Origin of the sequence: Planobispora rosea (genome assembly GCF_014648175.1) — a bacterium.
Classification (GTDB): Bacteria; Actinomycetota; Actinomycetes; order Streptosporangiales; family Streptosporangiaceae; genus Planobispora; species Planobispora rosea.
This window is the reverse complement of record NZ_BMQP01000014.1, coordinates 47,765-61,396: the sequence shown is the minus strand read 5'-3', so window position 1 is coordinate 61,396 and position 13,632 is coordinate 47,765. Positions and strand designations below refer to the sequence as shown.

Here is a 13,632-nt window from a genome sequence, read left to right as displayed (position 1 = left end):
GTGACCGGCTGTTCCAGACGATTCGTCCTGCGGCTCGGCGGAGCCGCCGCGACCGGAGTCCTGGCCGGGGCGCTGGCCGCGGCGGACACCCCCCGGACGGCGGCCGGACGGCCGTCCGGGGACGTGCCGCCGGAGGTGGAGGCCGCCTTCGCCGCGCTGCGCCGCCGCTGGCGGGAGGTCTCGGCGGGGTCGGGCTTCGACGCGGAGGCCGAGCCGTACCGGACCCGGCTGGCGGAACGCGGGGCGGCGGCGGCCCGGTACCGGCGGGCCATGGCGCCGGCCGGGGGGTCGCTCTGGCCGGACCTTCCGTTCCCCTCGCTCCGGGCCACTCCGGCCCGGCTGCAGACCATGGCCCGGGCGTACGCCCTGCCGGGCACCGGCCTGACCGGCGACGTGGACCTGGCCGGAGCCGTCGCGGCCGGTATCGACCACTACCGGTGGCGGGTGTACGCCGCGGGCGCGGTCCCGGCCGGCAACTGGTGGAACTGGCAGATCGGCGCCCCGAGGAAGCTCCTCGACGCGGCCCTGCTGATCGGCCCGCACTGACGGACCGGCAGGGCGCGGCGCTGCTGAGCGCGGTGGACCACTTCGTCCCCGAGCGCCGCCTGGACGACTACAGCGGCACCAGCACCGCGGCCAACCGCGTGGACCTGTGCACCGTGACGCTGCTGCGCGCCGTCCTCGGCTCCGACCCGGCCAAGGCCGCGCTGGCCGTCTCGGCGCTCTCCCCGGTCTTCTCCTACGTCACCGAGGGCGACGGGTTCTACCGCGACGGCTCGTTCGTCCAGCACACGTCCATCCCCTACCAGGGCACCTACGGGGGGACGCTGCTGTCCGGCCTCGCGACGATGTTCGCGGTGCTGCGGGGCTCACCGTGGGAGATCACCGACCCGGACCGGCAGATCGTCTTCGACATGGTCGAGCGGTCGTTCGCGCCGTTCATCCACGACGGCTTCTGCATGGACCTCGTCAGCGGACGCGCGGTGGGCAGGGTGCCGTACGGGGACCACCACAGGGGCCACCTGATCGCCGCCGCGATCCTGCTGCTGGGGCAGGAGGCCTCGGCCGCCGAGCGGGCCCGCTGGCAGGGCATGGTCAAGGGGTGGGCGCTGCGGGATGCCCACCGCCCCATGCTCGCCACCGCCGAACGCGAGGACCTGGGGTTCCACGCGCGCCTCGCCGCGGTCCTGGACGACGACGCGGTCCCGGCGGCCGGCGAGCCCTCCGGGCACCGGCTGATGGCGATGAGCGCCCGCGCCGTCCACCGCAGACCGGGGTGGTGTGCGGCGCTCAGCATGGCCTCGGACCGGATCGGCCACTACGAGTACGGCAACGGCGAGAACCTGCGGGGCTGGCACACCGGCTCGGGGATGCTCTACTGGTGGGGCGAGGGCCACGGCGACCACTACTCCGACTGCTTCTGGCCCACCGTCGACCCCTACCGCCTGCCGGGCACGACCGTCTCCACCAAACGGCTGGCCGACGGCGCGGGCGAGGCGTGGGGCGGCAGCCGTCCGCCGGGCCGCTGGGTGGGCGGCGCCACCGACGGGACGTACGCGGCGGTCGGCCAGCACCTGAACGGCCTCGACAGCACGATGGAGGCCTTCAAGTCGTGGTTCTTCCTCGACGACGCGGTGGTCTGCCTGGGCGCCGGGATCACGGGGCAGGACGGCGTGCCTGTGGAGACCGTCGTGGACAACCGCAGGACCGCCGCGCCCCTCACCGTGGACGCCGCGGCGGGCTGGGCGCACCTGGCGGGGCACGGCGGCTACGTCGTGCTGGACGGCGGGCCCCTGCGCACGCTGCGCGAGGAGCGCACCGGCAGGCAACGCCCCGGGCACCCGGCCGAGGCGACCCGGAGCTATGTGACCCTCTGGCTCGACCACGGCGTCGATCCCGCCGGAGCCGGCTACGCCTACCTGCTCCTGCCGGGCGCGAGCCCGGAAGGGACCGGGGCCCGTGCGGCCGATCCCGGCTGGGCGGGCGTGCTCGCCAACACCGCCCGCCTGCAGGGCGTGCGGATCCCCTCGCTCGGGATCACCGCCGTCAACTTCTGGAACGGCGGGGCCGCCGGCGGTCTGGCCGCCTCCGCCCCGTGCTCGGTCCTCGTCCGGGAGCACGGGGACGGCACGGCCACGCTGACCGTGTCGGACCCCAGGCGCGACCTGGACGAGCTGACCGTGACCTGGGACCGGCCGGTGGACGGGGTGCTCGGCGGGCACCGGCTGCTGAGGGGCGCCACGACCGGGGAGAGGCTCACCCTCGCCTTCGGGCGGCTGGCGGACCGGGGCGGCGGTTCCCAGACGGTCACCGTACGGCTTCCGCGGGAAACCTGACCGGCCGCCGGTGCCGGATCCGGCACGAGACCTGGCCGGCGGCCGGAGCTATCCGGGCAGGGTCGCGCCCTCCGCGGCGAAGTACTCCGCCACGACCCGCGTGTGCAGCGGGAACGCCAGCTCCTGCGGCTCGTCGATCAGCAGCCACTCCGTCGTCTCGGCGGTGGCGGCGACCGGCGGGAGGGCGGCCGATCCGGTGCGGGGTCCCAGCGCGAAGATCAGCACGGTGCCGTCGGGGGCGCTGATCACGTCGAACAGCCGGACGTCCCCCGGCGCGACGACGACGCCCGTCTCCTCCCGGAGTTCCCGGGCCGCCGCCTCCTGCCAGGACTCTCCCAGGTCGATGAACCCGCCGGGCAGGGCGAGCTCACCGCGGCGCGGCTCGACGTCCCGGCGGACCACCAGCAGCCCTCCGTCCACGGGCAGCAGCATCACCGCGACCGGCAGCGGGTTGAGGTAGGCGGTGTTGCCGCAGCCGGCGCAGGTCCGCGGCCAGGGCTGGTCCGGGGCGTAAGCCGTACCGCAGAAGGAGCAGTGGGAGTTCCTGGTTGTCATGATCGCGAGACTAGCAACGGTCGCCGCCGACGACCGCTTCGATCACGTATTTGAGGGTTGAGCCTTATAATCCTGGTGATATCGAGGTAAACCTTCAACTAAATACTTCAACGATATTGTTGAAGGCATGATTGCTGGCATCAAGGACGCCGCCCATGCCGTCGAGGCCGCCGCCGTCATGCGGCTGCTCCCGGCCCGTCCGCGGCTGCTCGCCCTGGGCGAGCCCACCCACGGCGAGGACACCCTGCTCGACGTGCGTAACGAACTCTTCCGTCAGCTGGTCGAGGAGGAGGGCTACCGGTCGATCGCGATCGAGAGCGACTGCATGATGGGCCTGGTCGTGGACGACTACGTCACCTCCGGCACGGGCACCCTCGACGAGGTCATGGAACGCGGCTTCAGCCACGGCTGGGGCGCGTCGGAGGCCAACCGCGAGCTCGTGCGCTGGATGCGCGCCCGCAACGAGGGCCGGCCCGCCTCCGAGCACCTGCGCTTCGCCGGTTTCGACGGCCCGCTGGAGTACTGGGCCGCGAGCCCCCGCCAGGCCCTCACCGCGCTCCACGGTTACCTCGCGGCCTGGACGGAGCCGGACCTGCTTCCCTGCACGGCGGGAACACTGGACCGCCTCCTCGGCGACGACGACCGCTGGTCCAACCCCGCCGCGGTGATGGACCCGTCCCAGTCCGTGGGGCAGAGCGCCGAGGCCCGGCAGCTGCGGTGGCTCGCCGACGATCTCGTGGCGCTGCTCGACGCGCAGACGCCGCACCTGATCGCGGCGACCTCCCGGGACGACTGGGAGCGGGCGCGCCTGTACGGGCGCACCGCCACCGGCCTGCTGGGCTACCACTTCTGGATGGCCGACACCTCACCGGCCCGCGTGACGCGGATGTGCGCCCTGCGGGACTCGATGATGGCCGCCAACCTCCTCGCCGTCGCCGAGCGGGGCCCGGTGCTGGCTCACGCCCACAACGCCCACCTCCAGCGGAGCAAGAGCTCGATGCGGCTGGGCGACCTGCCGCTGGAGTGGTGGAGCGCCGGTTCGATCGTGAACGCCCACCTCGGCGAGGAGTACGCCTTCCTGGCCACGGCTGTCGGCACGATCCGGCACCGGGGGGTGGACACCCCCGCCCCGGACACCCTCGAAGGGCTCCTGTACACGCTCCCCGAGGACCGCTGCCTCATCGACGTCCGCGGGCTGACCGCCGCCCTCGGCGACGCGCTGCCCGCCCCCGGTGTGTCCCCCTGGTTCGGCTACGCCCCGATGGACCCGTCCCACCTGCCCGAAGTCGACGGGCTCGTGTTCGTCAAGGACATCCCGCAGGGCGAGAACATCCCGCAGGGCTAGGCTCCACCGGCCGAGGACAGCCTCTCCGCCAGCACGCGGCAGCGTCTCCGCAGCTCCGGAGGGTCCAGCACCTCGAAGTCGTGTCCCAGCAGGAGCACGTGCATGAGCACGAAGTCGAGGTTGCCGCCACCGCTGAGCACCTCGCAGAACTCCTCCCCCCGCCGGTGCACGACGGCCGCCGACGCCGGGATCTGCGCGCGCACCGTGCCGGCCGGCGCGTGCACGAGGAAGCGCGCCTGGTGCGGGTAGACCCGGCTGGCCACGCTCTCCTGCACGTACGCCGCCGCGTCGGGCGCCGGGCGCGGGCGGAAGCGCCAGGTCCGTGCGGACACGTCGGTCATCCGGTCGACGCGGAAGCTGCGCCAGTCGTCGCGATCGAGGTCGTAGGCGAACAGGTACCAGCGCCGGTCGGAGGCGACCAGACGGTAGGGCTCGACCCGCCGGCGTCTCACCTCGCTCCCGGACGGGTAGCCGAAGCCGGCCTCGACCTCGTCGCGGCAGGCTCTGGCCAGTGTCATGAGCACCTCGGGATCGACCGGCGTACGGCCTCCGCCGAAGAACTCCACCGAGCCGGAGAGCGTCCGCACCTCGTGCCGCAACCGGGTGGGCAGCACCCGGTCGAGCTTGGCCAGTGCCCGGAGCGCGGCGTCGCCCGCGCCGGCGACCGCGCCGCCCGCGCCGGCGAGCAGCGAGACCGAGGTGGCGATCGCCTCCTCGTCGTCCAGTAGCAGCGGCGGCAGGTCCTGCCCCGGGGCGAGCTGGTAGCCGCCGCCGACCCCCTGGCTGGCGAGCACCTGATAGCCGAGCGTGCGCAGCCGCTCGACGTCGCGCCGTACCGTGCGCGGGGTGACCCCGAGCCGGCCGGCCAGTTCGGGGCCGGTCCAGACCCGGCGCTGCTGCAGCAGGCCGAGCAGGGTGAGCACCCGCTCCGTCGTCCCCCGCTCCTCACCGCTCACCGCGTCCATGTCACCACTCTGCCAGAGATAGCGGACCGTTCCTGTCCGCCATCGATGTCAGAGTGGTTGCGCACCCACGACGAAGGAGCATCCGATGAGCCGTCAGATCCAGGTCACCTTCGACGCCCACGACCCGCGGGCGCTGTCGTCCTTCTGGCGCGATGCGCTGGGTTACGTCCATCCCGGCCCGCCCGGAGTCGACCTGCCCGAGGGCGTCGACCCGCTGGCCGCGTGGGACGACTTCCTCGAGCGGGCCGGCGTGCCGGAGGGGGAGCGCAACACGAGATCGGCCCTTGAGGACCCGGACGGGCACGGCCCGCGGCTGTTCTTCCAGCGGGTGCCGGAGGGCAAGGTCGCCAAGAACCGCGTGCACCTCGATGTCCGCGCGGCTCCCGGACTGCGGGGGGAGGAGCGGATGGCGGCGCTGGAGGCCGAGTGCGACCGGCTCGTCGCCCTGGGAGCCAAGCGGGTGCGCCGCCACGAGCCGGACCTGCCGATGAGCGCCGGCTTCATCGTGATGACCGACCCCGAGGGCAACGAGTTCTGCCTGGACTGACGCGGTTCATCGGCCGCCCGTAACCGATCGCGCCGGGTGCGGTTCTCCGTCGGGGAGCCGCACCCGGCCGCTTTTCCTTCAAAACCAGTAGGAAATGTTGACTTATCCCGTGCCCGGCCGTAGGTTCGGAGCATGAGCCAGGGACTTCGCCTGACCCGGCGCCCGCACGTGGACTTCGGTCACGTCGCCAGCGCGCAGTGTCGTTGATCACGGATCGCCGCCCACCCGTTTCCGTCCTGCCCGGCGAGAGCGCGCGGCCATAGCGCCGCCCGCCGATCCTCGCCCCGCGCAGGTGGCCGACGGGGCGTCCCCGGACCGCGGGGACGCGCCCTCCCCACCCTCGCCCCGCGCGTGGCCGACGGCGCCCACGCCCTCCTCCGTGAACTCCACTCTGTTTTCCACCGGCATGCCCCGCCCGCGGCACGGCCCCGCGCGAGCATGCCCTTCCTGAGGACCACTTCCGTGATCAGAACCAGTCATGCCCTCCTCTCCGTTCTGCTGGCCGCCTCCCTGGTCGCCTGCGGCTCGGCCTCCGGCTCCGCCAAACCCGGCAGCTCGGAGGTGACCGAGCTGCGCTACCAGGGCAGCGTCGGCGCCGTCACCTTCCCCGAGCTGGCCCAGGAGCTCGGCTACCTCGGGGACATCAAGCTCAAGTGGATCGGGAACACCATCTCGGGCCCGCAGGACATCCAGTCGGCCGCCACCGGCCAGACCGATTTCGGCGGCGCCTTCAACGGCGCCATCATCAAACTCGTCGCGGCCAGGGCCCCGATCAAGGCTGTGGTCGGCTACTACGGAAGCGACGAGAAGAGCTACATCGGCTACTACGTCGCCGACGGCTCGCCGATCAAGGGGCCCCGCGATCTGATCGGCAAGAAGATCGGGGTCAACACGCTCGGCGCCCACCTGGAGGCCGTGCTCAAGGAGTACCTCAAGCGCGGCGGCCTGACCCCGGAGGAGATCGACAAGGTCGAGCTGGTCGTCGTGCCGCCGGTCAACACCGAGCAGGCGCTGCGGCAAGGGCAGATCGACGTGGCCGCGCTCGGCGGCATCCTGCGGGACAAGGCCCTGGAGCGCGGGGGCATCACCCCCCTGTTCAAGGACATCGACCTGTTCGGTTCCTTCACCGCGGGCAGCGTCGTGCTCCGCGAGGACTTCATCGCCGAGAATCCGACCACCACGAAGAAGTTCGTCGAGGCGTACGCCAAGGCCATCGAGTGGACCCAGACCCACTCCCGTGAGGAGGTGGTCGCCAAGTACAAGGAGATCATCGCCAAGCGTGGGCGCAACGAGGACACCACGGCCGTCGAGTTCTGGCAGAGCAGCGGCGTGCGCGGCAAGGGCGGCGTGATCGACGCCAAGGAGTTCCAGACCTGGATCGACTGGCTGGAGCGCGAGGGCGAGATCACGTCCGGCCAGGTCAAGACGTCTGACCTGTACACCAACGAGTTCAACCCCTTCGGGAACGGGAGCGCCTCGTGAGCCCGCACACCGCCGAACACCTCACCACGGGCCACCTCACCACGGGCCACATCACCACGGACCACATCACCGCCGGACCGGTGAAGATCGGCATCCGGGGGGTCGGCAAGGTCTTCCAGATCCGGGGATCCGACCGGCCGTTCACCGCGGTCGAGGGCATCGACCTGGACGTGCGCGAGGGGGAGTTCCTCACCCTGGTCGGCCCGAGCGGCTGCGGCAAGTCCACGCTGCTCGACCTGATCGCCGGCCTCACCGCCCCCACCACCGGGCAGATCCTCATCGACGGCCGCGTCGTCGACGGCCCCGGCCTGGACCGCGGCATCGTCTTCCAGCAGTACGCGCTGTTCCCGTGGCGCACGGCCCTGGCCAACATTGAGTTCGGGCTGGAGGCGAAGGCCGTACCGAAGGGGGAGCGGCGCGAGCGGGCCCGGCACTACCTGGAGCTGGTCGGGCTGAGCGGGTTCGAGCAGCGCTACCCGCACGAGCTGTCGGGCGGCATGCGTCAGCGCGTGGCTATCGCCCGCAGCCTCGCCTTCGACCCGGACGTGCTGCTGATGGACGAGCCGTTCGCCGCGCTCGACGCCCAGACCAGGGAGTCCCTCCAGGAGGAGCTGCTGCGCATCTGGGAGAAGACGAACAAGACGGTGGTGTTCATCACCCACGGCATCGACGAGGCCGTCTACCTGGGGCAGCGGGTCGCCGTGATGACCTCCAGGCCCGGCCGGATCAAGCGGGTCCTCGACATCGCGTTCGACTCGCGCGAGGGCGACCTGCGCGCCGACCCGGGATTCGGCGAGTACCGCCACCACATCTGGACTCTGCTGCGCGACGAGGTCGCCGCGGCCCAGGAACAGGAGCGGACCGTTGGCTGACGACACCACCCTGACCGTTCCCCACCCCGCATCGGACTCCGCCGCCCCCGCCCCCGCCCCCGCCGGCCCGGCGCGCAGGGCGGCGCAGCCGGAGAAGGCGGACGGAACGGAGGCTGCGAGCCCGGTGAACCCGGTGAACCCGGTGGGCCCGCCGCGGGGCGACGTCCCCACCGCGGACGACAGGGCCACCAACTTCTTCAAGGTCGCCGGGAGGACGCGGCCCCCGCTGGCGGCCCGGCTGCTCGCCGCGGTCAACCGGTCGCTGGCCCTGGTGCTGCTGGCCGGCGTCTGGGAGGCGCTGCCCCGCCTCGGGGTGGTCGACGCGGTGTTCGTGCCGCCGCTGTCGGAGATCCTGGCCGCCTGGTACGACCTGCTGCTCAGCGGGCAGCTGCTGGACCACTTCCAGGCGTCGCTGATCCGCTCCCTGTCCGGCTTCGGCCTGGCCATCGTGCTGGCCATCCCGCTCGGCCTGGCCATCGGCTGGTACCGGCCGGTCGCCGAGTTCCTCAGCCCGGTGCTGGAGCTGTTCCGCAACACCTCGGCCGTGGCCCTGCTGCCGGTCTTCATCCTCATCTTCGGCCTGGGGGAGACCTCGAAGATCGTCTTCGTGTTCTACGCCTGCGCCTGGCCGATCCTGCTGAACACCGTCAGCGGGGTCAGGACCGTGGAGCCGCTGCTGATCAAGTCGGCCCGGTCCATGGGGCTCGGCCCGGTCAGGCTGTTCCAGAAGGTGATCCTGCCGGCGGCCGTGCCGACCATCTTCACCGGCATCCGGCTGGCTGGCGCCTACTCCATCCTCGTGCTGATCTTCGCTGAGATGGTCGGGGCCAAGGCCGGACTCGGCTACCTCATCCAGGACACGCAGTTCAACTTCCGCATCCCCGATATGTACGCCGGAATCATCACGATCTCCGCGCTCGGTCTGCTGTTCAACCTGCTCCTGCTCAGCGTGGAGCGCCGTTTCTCGACGTGGAGGACCACCTGATGAGCTTCCGTACGCTCCGCCTGAACGCCTTCCTCATGGGGGTCGGCCACCACGAGGCGGCCTGGCGCCACCCGCTCACCGAACCGGCCCGCCTCACCGACGTCCGGCACTACCAGGAGCTGGCCCGCATCGCCGAGCGGGGCAGGCTCGACTCGGTCTTCCTCGCCGACGGCCTCGCCCTGCAGGGCGACGTCCGGCACAACGCGCTGGGCGGGCTGGAGCCGCTGACGCTGCTGTCGGCACTGGCCGCGGTCACCGACCACATCGGCCTGATCGCGACCGTGTCCACCACCTACAACGAGCCGTTCCACGTGGCCCGCAAGTTCGCCTCGCTGGACCACATCAGCGGCGGCCGGGCCGGATGGAACATCGTCACCTCCGCGGGCGAGGCCGAGGCGCGCAACTTCGGCATCGAGCGCCCCGCCCACGCCGACCGCTACGCGCGGGCCACCGAGTTCCTGGAGGTGGTCACCCGGCTCTGGGACAGCTGGGAGGACGACGCCGTCGTCGGCGACCGCCGCGCGGGTCTCTACGCCGACGCCGGCAAGATCCACACGCTCGACCACGACGGCGTCCACTTCCGGGTCCGCGGCCCGCTCAACACCTCCCGCCCGCCGCAGGGCCACCCGCTCCTGGTCCAGGCCGGTTCGTCGGAGGACGGCAAGGAGTTCGCCGCCCGCCACGCCGAGGCGGTCTTCACCGCCCAGCAGACCCTGGCCGAGGGGCAGGAGTTCTACGCCGACCTCAAGGGCCGTCTCGCCCGGTACGGCAGGCGCCCCGACCAGCTGCTGGTCCTGCCCGGCATCTCTCCGATCATCGGCTCCACCGAGCGGGAGGCGCTCCGGTTGGGCAAGGAACTGGAGGACCTCATCATCCCCGCGTACGGCCTGGCCCAGCTCTCCAGCATGACGGGCATCGAGCTGACGCACGACGCGCTGGACCGGCCGCTGCCCGACGTCTCCGTCGAGACGGAGGGGGCCCAGAGCCGCCGCAAGCTCGTCATCGACCTCGCCCGCCGGGAGAACCTCACCGTCCGGCAGCTCCTGGGCCGCCTGGCGGGCGGCCGGGGGCACCGGGTCGTGGCCGGGACGCCGGAGCAGATCGCCGATGAGATCCAGGTGTGGTTCGAGAACGGCGCGGCCGACGGGTTCAACGTCATGCCGCCGGTGCTGCCCGGCGGCCTGGCGGACTTCGTCGACCACGTCGTGCCGGAACTGCAGATCAGGGGCCTGTTCCGGACCGAGTACGAGGGCCGTACGCTGCGCGAGAACTACGGCCTGGACCGGCCCGCCTCCCGCTACGCGCGGAGCGCGGACAGGCGGCTCGACCCGGTGGTGGTCTCGTGAGCATCCCGGTGGCGGACAAGGAGCGACGAGAGGACGGTGCGCCGGTGGGCTCCCTCGTGACATTGGTCGGCAACCCCCGTGCCGGGTCCAGGACACGGGCCGCGGCCGAGGCCGCCGCCGAGGCGATCGGGCGGCGGATCGGGCACCACGGTCCGGGCGAGGTCGTGGACCTGGCGGCGCTCGGGCCGCACCTGCTGGCGCCCGGCCCGTCCGCGGGAGTGGAGGTGGCGCTGGAGCTGGTCGCGGGGGCCGAGGTGCTCGTGGTGGCCAGCCCGACCTACAAGGCCAGCTACACCGGGCTGCTCAAGGCCTTCCTCGACCGGCTCCCCGGCGGCGCGCTGGCCGGGACCACGGCGCTGCCGCTTCTGGTCATGGGCGACCCCCGGCACGCCCTGGCGGTCGAGCTGCACCTGCGGCCCGTCCTGGTCGAGCTCGGCGCCCACGTGCCGACCCCCGGGCTGGCGCTGCTGGAAGCCGAGACACCGGATCCCGGCGAGGTCCTCGCGCGCTGGGCCGACCGGGTCGCCCCCCAGGTGACCGCGGTGCTGAGGGAAGGGGCGGGAGCATGACCGAGACGCTTCCGGGGACCTTCCCGGGGACCCTTCCGGAGGCTCCGCCGGTCCGGCCCGTGGATCGCGGCACCTTCCGCCGGGCGCTCGCCGTGCACGCCGCGGGCGTGGTCGTGATCACCGCGCAGAGCCAGGGCGTGCCCGTCGGGCTGACCGCGACCTCCTTCTCCTCGGTCAGCCTGGACCCGCCCCTGGTCTCGTTCTACGTCGACCAGGGCTCCACCACCTGGCCGTGGCTGGGCCAGGCCGACCACTTCGCGGTCAACATCCTGGCCAGCGACCAGGCCGAGCTGGCCGCGCGCTTCGCCAGCAAGGGCGTCGACCGCTTCGCCGCGCCCACCCGCTGGAGCCCCGGGCCGCTCGGGGCGCCGCTGCTGCGGGACGTCTCGGCGCACCTGGTCTGCCTGCCGTACGAGACGGTGGACGTGGGCGACCACGTCCTGGTCGTGGGCCTGGTCGCGGAGGCGGTCCTGCACGGCTCGGGCCGTCCCCTCCTGTACCACCAGGGCCGTTTCGGCCGGTTCATCGCCCACCCCTGACCGGTGCGCCGGAGCGGCCGGGCCCGCGTCCCCCGGCTGCTCCGGCGCGCCCATGACCGTTCGTCATCATCCCGTTACCGCCGGAGAGCTTGACGTGAGAGCTCTCCGGCCCTATAAACACACTAAGTCTACTAAATAAGTGGGAAATAGGGAGAATCATGAGCGCTCGCAAGGACCGCAGGCTTCGCGGAGTGGCGGTGGCCGTCGCCGCGCTGGCGCTGACGGCCGTGGCGGCCTGCGGCGGCACGGAGTCCACCGGCGCGACCGCGGCGGGCGGGAACGGCGGGCCCGCGGAGGTGCGCCTGGGCTACTTCCCGAACATCACGCACGCCACCGCGCTGGTCGGGACGGAGAAGGGGCTGTTCGCCAAGCACCTGGGCTCCGGAACCACTCTGAAGACCAGCACGTTCAACGCCGGTCCGGCCGCCATCGAGGCGGTCTTCTCCGGTGCGGTCGACGCCACCTACGTCGGCCCGAACCCGGCCATCAACGCCTGGGCCAAGTCCAAGGGCGAGGCCATCAAGATCATCGCGGGAGCGGCCTCGGGCGGGGTGTTCCTCGTCGTCAAGCCCGAGATCAAGAGCGTCGCCGATCTCAAGGGCAAGAAGATCGCCACCCCGCAGCTCGGCAACACCCAGGACGTGGCGCTGCGCTACTGGCTCGACTCCCAGGGCGTCAAGACCGACACCAAGGGCGGCGGCGAGGTCTCCATCGTGCCGCAGGAGAACTCCCAGACCATCCAGACCTTCGCCACCGGCGACATCGACGGAGCCTGGGTGCCCGAGCCGTTCGCCAGCCGTCTGATCACCGAGAGCGGCGGCAAGGTGCTCGTCGACGAGCGCGACCTGTGGCCGGACAAGCAGTTCGTGATCACCCACCTGATCGTCCGCCAGGAGTTCGCCAAGGAGCACCCCGAGACGGTCAAGAAGCTGGTCGAGGCGCACGTCGAGGCAAACGCGCTCATCGAGTCCGACCCGGCCGGGGCCGCCCGGACCGCCAACGCCGCGCTGGAGAAGCTGACCGGCAAGCCGCTCAAGCCCGAGGTGCTCGACGCCGCGTTCAAGAACATCACCTTCACCAACGACCCGATCGCCTCGTCTCTGGTGGGCAGCGCCGACCACGCCGTCAAGGTGGGCCTGCTGGAGCCGGTGGACCTCAACGGCATCTACGACCTGAAGATCCTCAACGAGGTCCTCGCCGCCAAGGGCCGGCCCTCCATCTCCGACAAGTAGGAGGCGACACCCGATGACCGCTCCGCTGACCCCGCCGTTGACCGATCCGCTGAACGGGCAGACCGCCGACCGGGCCGCACGCCGCGGACCCGCCGTCCGCCTGGAGTCGGTCTCCAAGGTGTACGGCCACGGCACGAACGGCCTGCTGGCCCTGGACGGAGTCTCCCTCGACGTGGCCCCCGGCGAGTTCGTCTGCCTGCTGGGCGCCTCCGGCTGCGGCAAGAGCACGCTGCTGTCGCTGGTGGCCGGGCTGGACGCGCCCACCGCCGGGACCATCGAGGCCGACCGCGACCGGGTGGCCATGATGTTCCAGGAACCGGCGCTGTTCCCCTGGCTGACCGTCTCGGCCAACGTCGAGATGGCGCTGCGGGCCAAGGGCGTGGCGAAGGCGGAGCGGCGCTCTCGCGCCGCCGAGTTCCTGCGGATCGTGCACCTCGACGGGTTCGGCGGCAAGCGTCCGCACGAGCTGTCGGGCGGCATGCGCCAGCGGGTCGCGCTGGCCCGCGCGCTCGCCCAGGACGCCGACGTGCTGCTGATGGACGAGCCGTTCGGCGCGCTGGACGCGATGACGCGCGACCTGCTCCACGACGAGCTGGAGCGCATCTGGCGCGAACGGAGCCTGTCGGTGCTGTTCGTCACGCACAACGTGCGCGAGGCCGTACGGCTCGGCGACCGGGTGGTGCTGCTGTCCAGCCGGCCCGGCCGGGTGGTGCGGGACTTCCCGGTGACGCTGGAGCGGCCCCGCCGTACCGACTCGGCGGAGGTGGCCCGGCAGGCAGCCGAGATCACCGACCGGCTGCGCGAGGAGGTCCTGCGCCATGGCCGCTGACCTCACATCCCAGGGGACGGCCGGACGGCC

The 13,632-nt window shown here is 72.2% G+C and carries 14 protein-coding genes; 12 read left to right on the top strand and 2 right to left on the bottom strand.

What is annotated here, in order from left to right; translation table 11 throughout:
• Both IEZ08_RS40265 and IEZ08_RS40260 read left to right on the top strand, forming a co-directional pair.
• The gene (locus IEZ08_RS40265; protein ID WP_268249334.1) at positions 1–546 is read left to right on the top strand and encodes a hypothetical protein; all 546 of its coding nucleotides are present in this window, start codon (positions 1–3) and stop codon (positions 544–546) included.
• Positions 547–578: 32 nt separating this feature from the next.
• On the top strand, positions 579–2,336 hold the full coding sequence (locus tag IEZ08_RS40260; RefSeq protein WP_268249333.1) for a polysaccharide lyase 8 family protein: 1,758 nt from the start codon (positions 579–581) through the stop codon (positions 2,334–2,336).
• A gap of 48 nt (positions 2,337–2,384) precedes the next feature.
• Here IEZ08_RS40260 and IEZ08_RS16055 read toward each other — a convergent pair whose 3' ends face one another.
• Complete coding sequence (locus IEZ08_RS16055) at positions 2,385–2,891, bottom strand: NUDIX domain-containing protein (RefSeq protein ID WP_189242399.1); 507 nt, start codon at positions 2,889–2,891, stop codon at positions 2,385–2,387.
• A gap of 127 nt (positions 2,892–3,018) precedes the next feature.
• Between IEZ08_RS16055 and IEZ08_RS16050 the strand changes: the two genes are divergently transcribed.
• Positions 3,019–4,236: an erythromycin esterase family protein gene (locus IEZ08_RS16050; protein ID WP_189242398.1), complete on the top strand. Its 1,218-nt coding sequence runs from the start codon at positions 3,019–3,021 to the stop codon at positions 4,234–4,236.
• On the opposite strand, the gene IEZ08_RS16045 is transcribed toward IEZ08_RS16050, so the two are convergent.
• Positions 4,233–5,201 carry a helix-turn-helix transcriptional regulator gene (locus tag IEZ08_RS16045; protein WP_189242397.1) on the bottom strand — a complete coding sequence of 323 codons (969 nt, stop codon included), beginning with the start codon at positions 5,199–5,201 and terminating at the stop codon, positions 4,233–4,235. The two genes, IEZ08_RS16050 and IEZ08_RS16045, sit on opposite strands and share 4 nt — an antisense overlap.
• Before the next feature lie 85 nt (positions 5,202–5,286).
• Here IEZ08_RS16045 and IEZ08_RS16040 point away from each other — a divergent pair, with 85 nt between their 5' ends.
• From IEZ08_RS16040 to IEZ08_RS16000, 9 genes are all read left to right on the top strand, one after another.
• Positions 5,287–5,748, top strand: a complete 462-nt coding sequence (locus IEZ08_RS16040) for a VOC family protein (protein ID WP_189242396.1) — start codon at positions 5,287–5,289, stop codon at positions 5,746–5,748.
• Between the two features lie 462 nt (positions 5,749–6,210).
• Entirely contained in the window at positions 6,211–7,230 is a 1,020-nt protein-coding gene (locus IEZ08_RS16035) for an ABC transporter substrate-binding protein (protein ID WP_203863403.1), read from the top strand.
• Positions 7,231–7,310: 80 nt separating this feature from the next.
• The gene (locus tag IEZ08_RS16030; RefSeq protein WP_203863414.1) at positions 7,311–8,102 is read left to right on the top strand and encodes an ABC transporter ATP-binding protein; all 792 of its coding nucleotides are present in this window, start codon (positions 7,311–7,313) and stop codon (positions 8,100–8,102) included.
• Complete coding sequence (locus tag IEZ08_RS16025; protein WP_229803153.1) at positions 8,095–9,087, top strand: ABC transporter permease; 993 nt, start codon at positions 8,095–8,097, stop codon at positions 9,085–9,087. Before IEZ08_RS16030 ends, IEZ08_RS16025 begins: the two co-directional genes overlap by 8 nt.
• Positions 9,087–10,433 carry an LLM class flavin-dependent oxidoreductase gene (locus IEZ08_RS16020; protein WP_189242394.1) on the top strand — a complete coding sequence of 449 codons (1,347 nt, stop codon included), beginning with the start codon at positions 9,087–9,089 and terminating at the stop codon, positions 10,431–10,433. Before IEZ08_RS16025 ends, IEZ08_RS16020 begins: the two co-directional genes overlap by 1 nt.
• A 2-nt stretch (positions 10,434–10,435) precedes the next feature.
• On the top strand, positions 10,436–11,002 hold the full coding sequence (locus tag IEZ08_RS16015; protein ID WP_373294355.1) for an NADPH-dependent FMN reductase: 567 nt from the start codon (positions 10,436–10,438) through the stop codon (positions 11,000–11,002).
• Positions 10,999–11,541 (top strand): flavin reductase family protein, encoded by a 543-nt coding sequence (locus tag IEZ08_RS16010; RefSeq protein WP_068923299.1) that lies wholly within the window; start codon positions 10,999–11,001, stop codon positions 11,539–11,541. The genes IEZ08_RS16015 and IEZ08_RS16010 overlap by 4 nt, the downstream gene beginning before the upstream one ends.
• Before the next feature lie 158 nt (positions 11,542–11,699).
• Positions 11,700–12,773 carry an ABC transporter substrate-binding protein gene (locus tag IEZ08_RS16005; protein ID WP_068923300.1) on the top strand — a complete coding sequence of 358 codons (1,074 nt, stop codon included), beginning with the start codon at positions 11,700–11,702 and terminating at the stop codon, positions 12,771–12,773.
• 13 nt (positions 12,774–12,786) lie between these two features.
• Entirely contained in the window at positions 12,787–13,602 is an 816-nt protein-coding gene (locus tag IEZ08_RS16000) for an ABC transporter ATP-binding protein (RefSeq protein ID WP_084780051.1), read from the top strand.
• Positions 13,603–13,632 lie beyond the last annotated feature (30 nt).

Excerpts from the sequence above, each read along its gene's own strand:
- IEZ08_RS16055 (WP_189242399.1), bottom strand. The coding sequence starts at position 2,891 with ATGACAACCAGGAACTCCCACTGCTCCTTCTGCGGTACGGCTTACGCC.
- IEZ08_RS16005 (WP_068923300.1), top strand. The coding sequence starts at position 11,700 with ATGAGCGCTCGCAAGGACCGCAGGCTTCGCGGAGTGGCGGTGGCCGTC.
- IEZ08_RS16045 (WP_189242397.1), bottom strand. The coding sequence starts at position 5,201 with ATGGACGCGGTGAGCGGTGAGGAGCGGGGGACGACGGAGCGGGTGCTC.
- IEZ08_RS16010 (WP_068923299.1), top strand. The coding sequence starts at position 10,999 with ATGACCGAGACGCTTCCGGGGACCTTCCCGGGGACCCTTCCGGAGGCT.
- IEZ08_RS16050 (WP_189242398.1), top strand. The coding sequence starts at position 3,019 with ATGATTGCTGGCATCAAGGACGCCGCCCATGCCGTCGAGGCCGCCGCC.
- IEZ08_RS16020 (WP_189242394.1), top strand. The coding sequence starts at position 9,087 with ATGAGCTTCCGTACGCTCCGCCTGAACGCCTTCCTCATGGGGGTCGGC.
- IEZ08_RS16040 (WP_189242396.1), top strand. The coding sequence starts at position 5,287 with ATGAGCCGTCAGATCCAGGTCACCTTCGACGCCCACGACCCGCGGGCG.
- IEZ08_RS16000 (WP_084780051.1), top strand. The coding sequence starts at position 12,787 with ATGACCGCTCCGCTGACCCCGCCGTTGACCGATCCGCTGAACGGGCAG.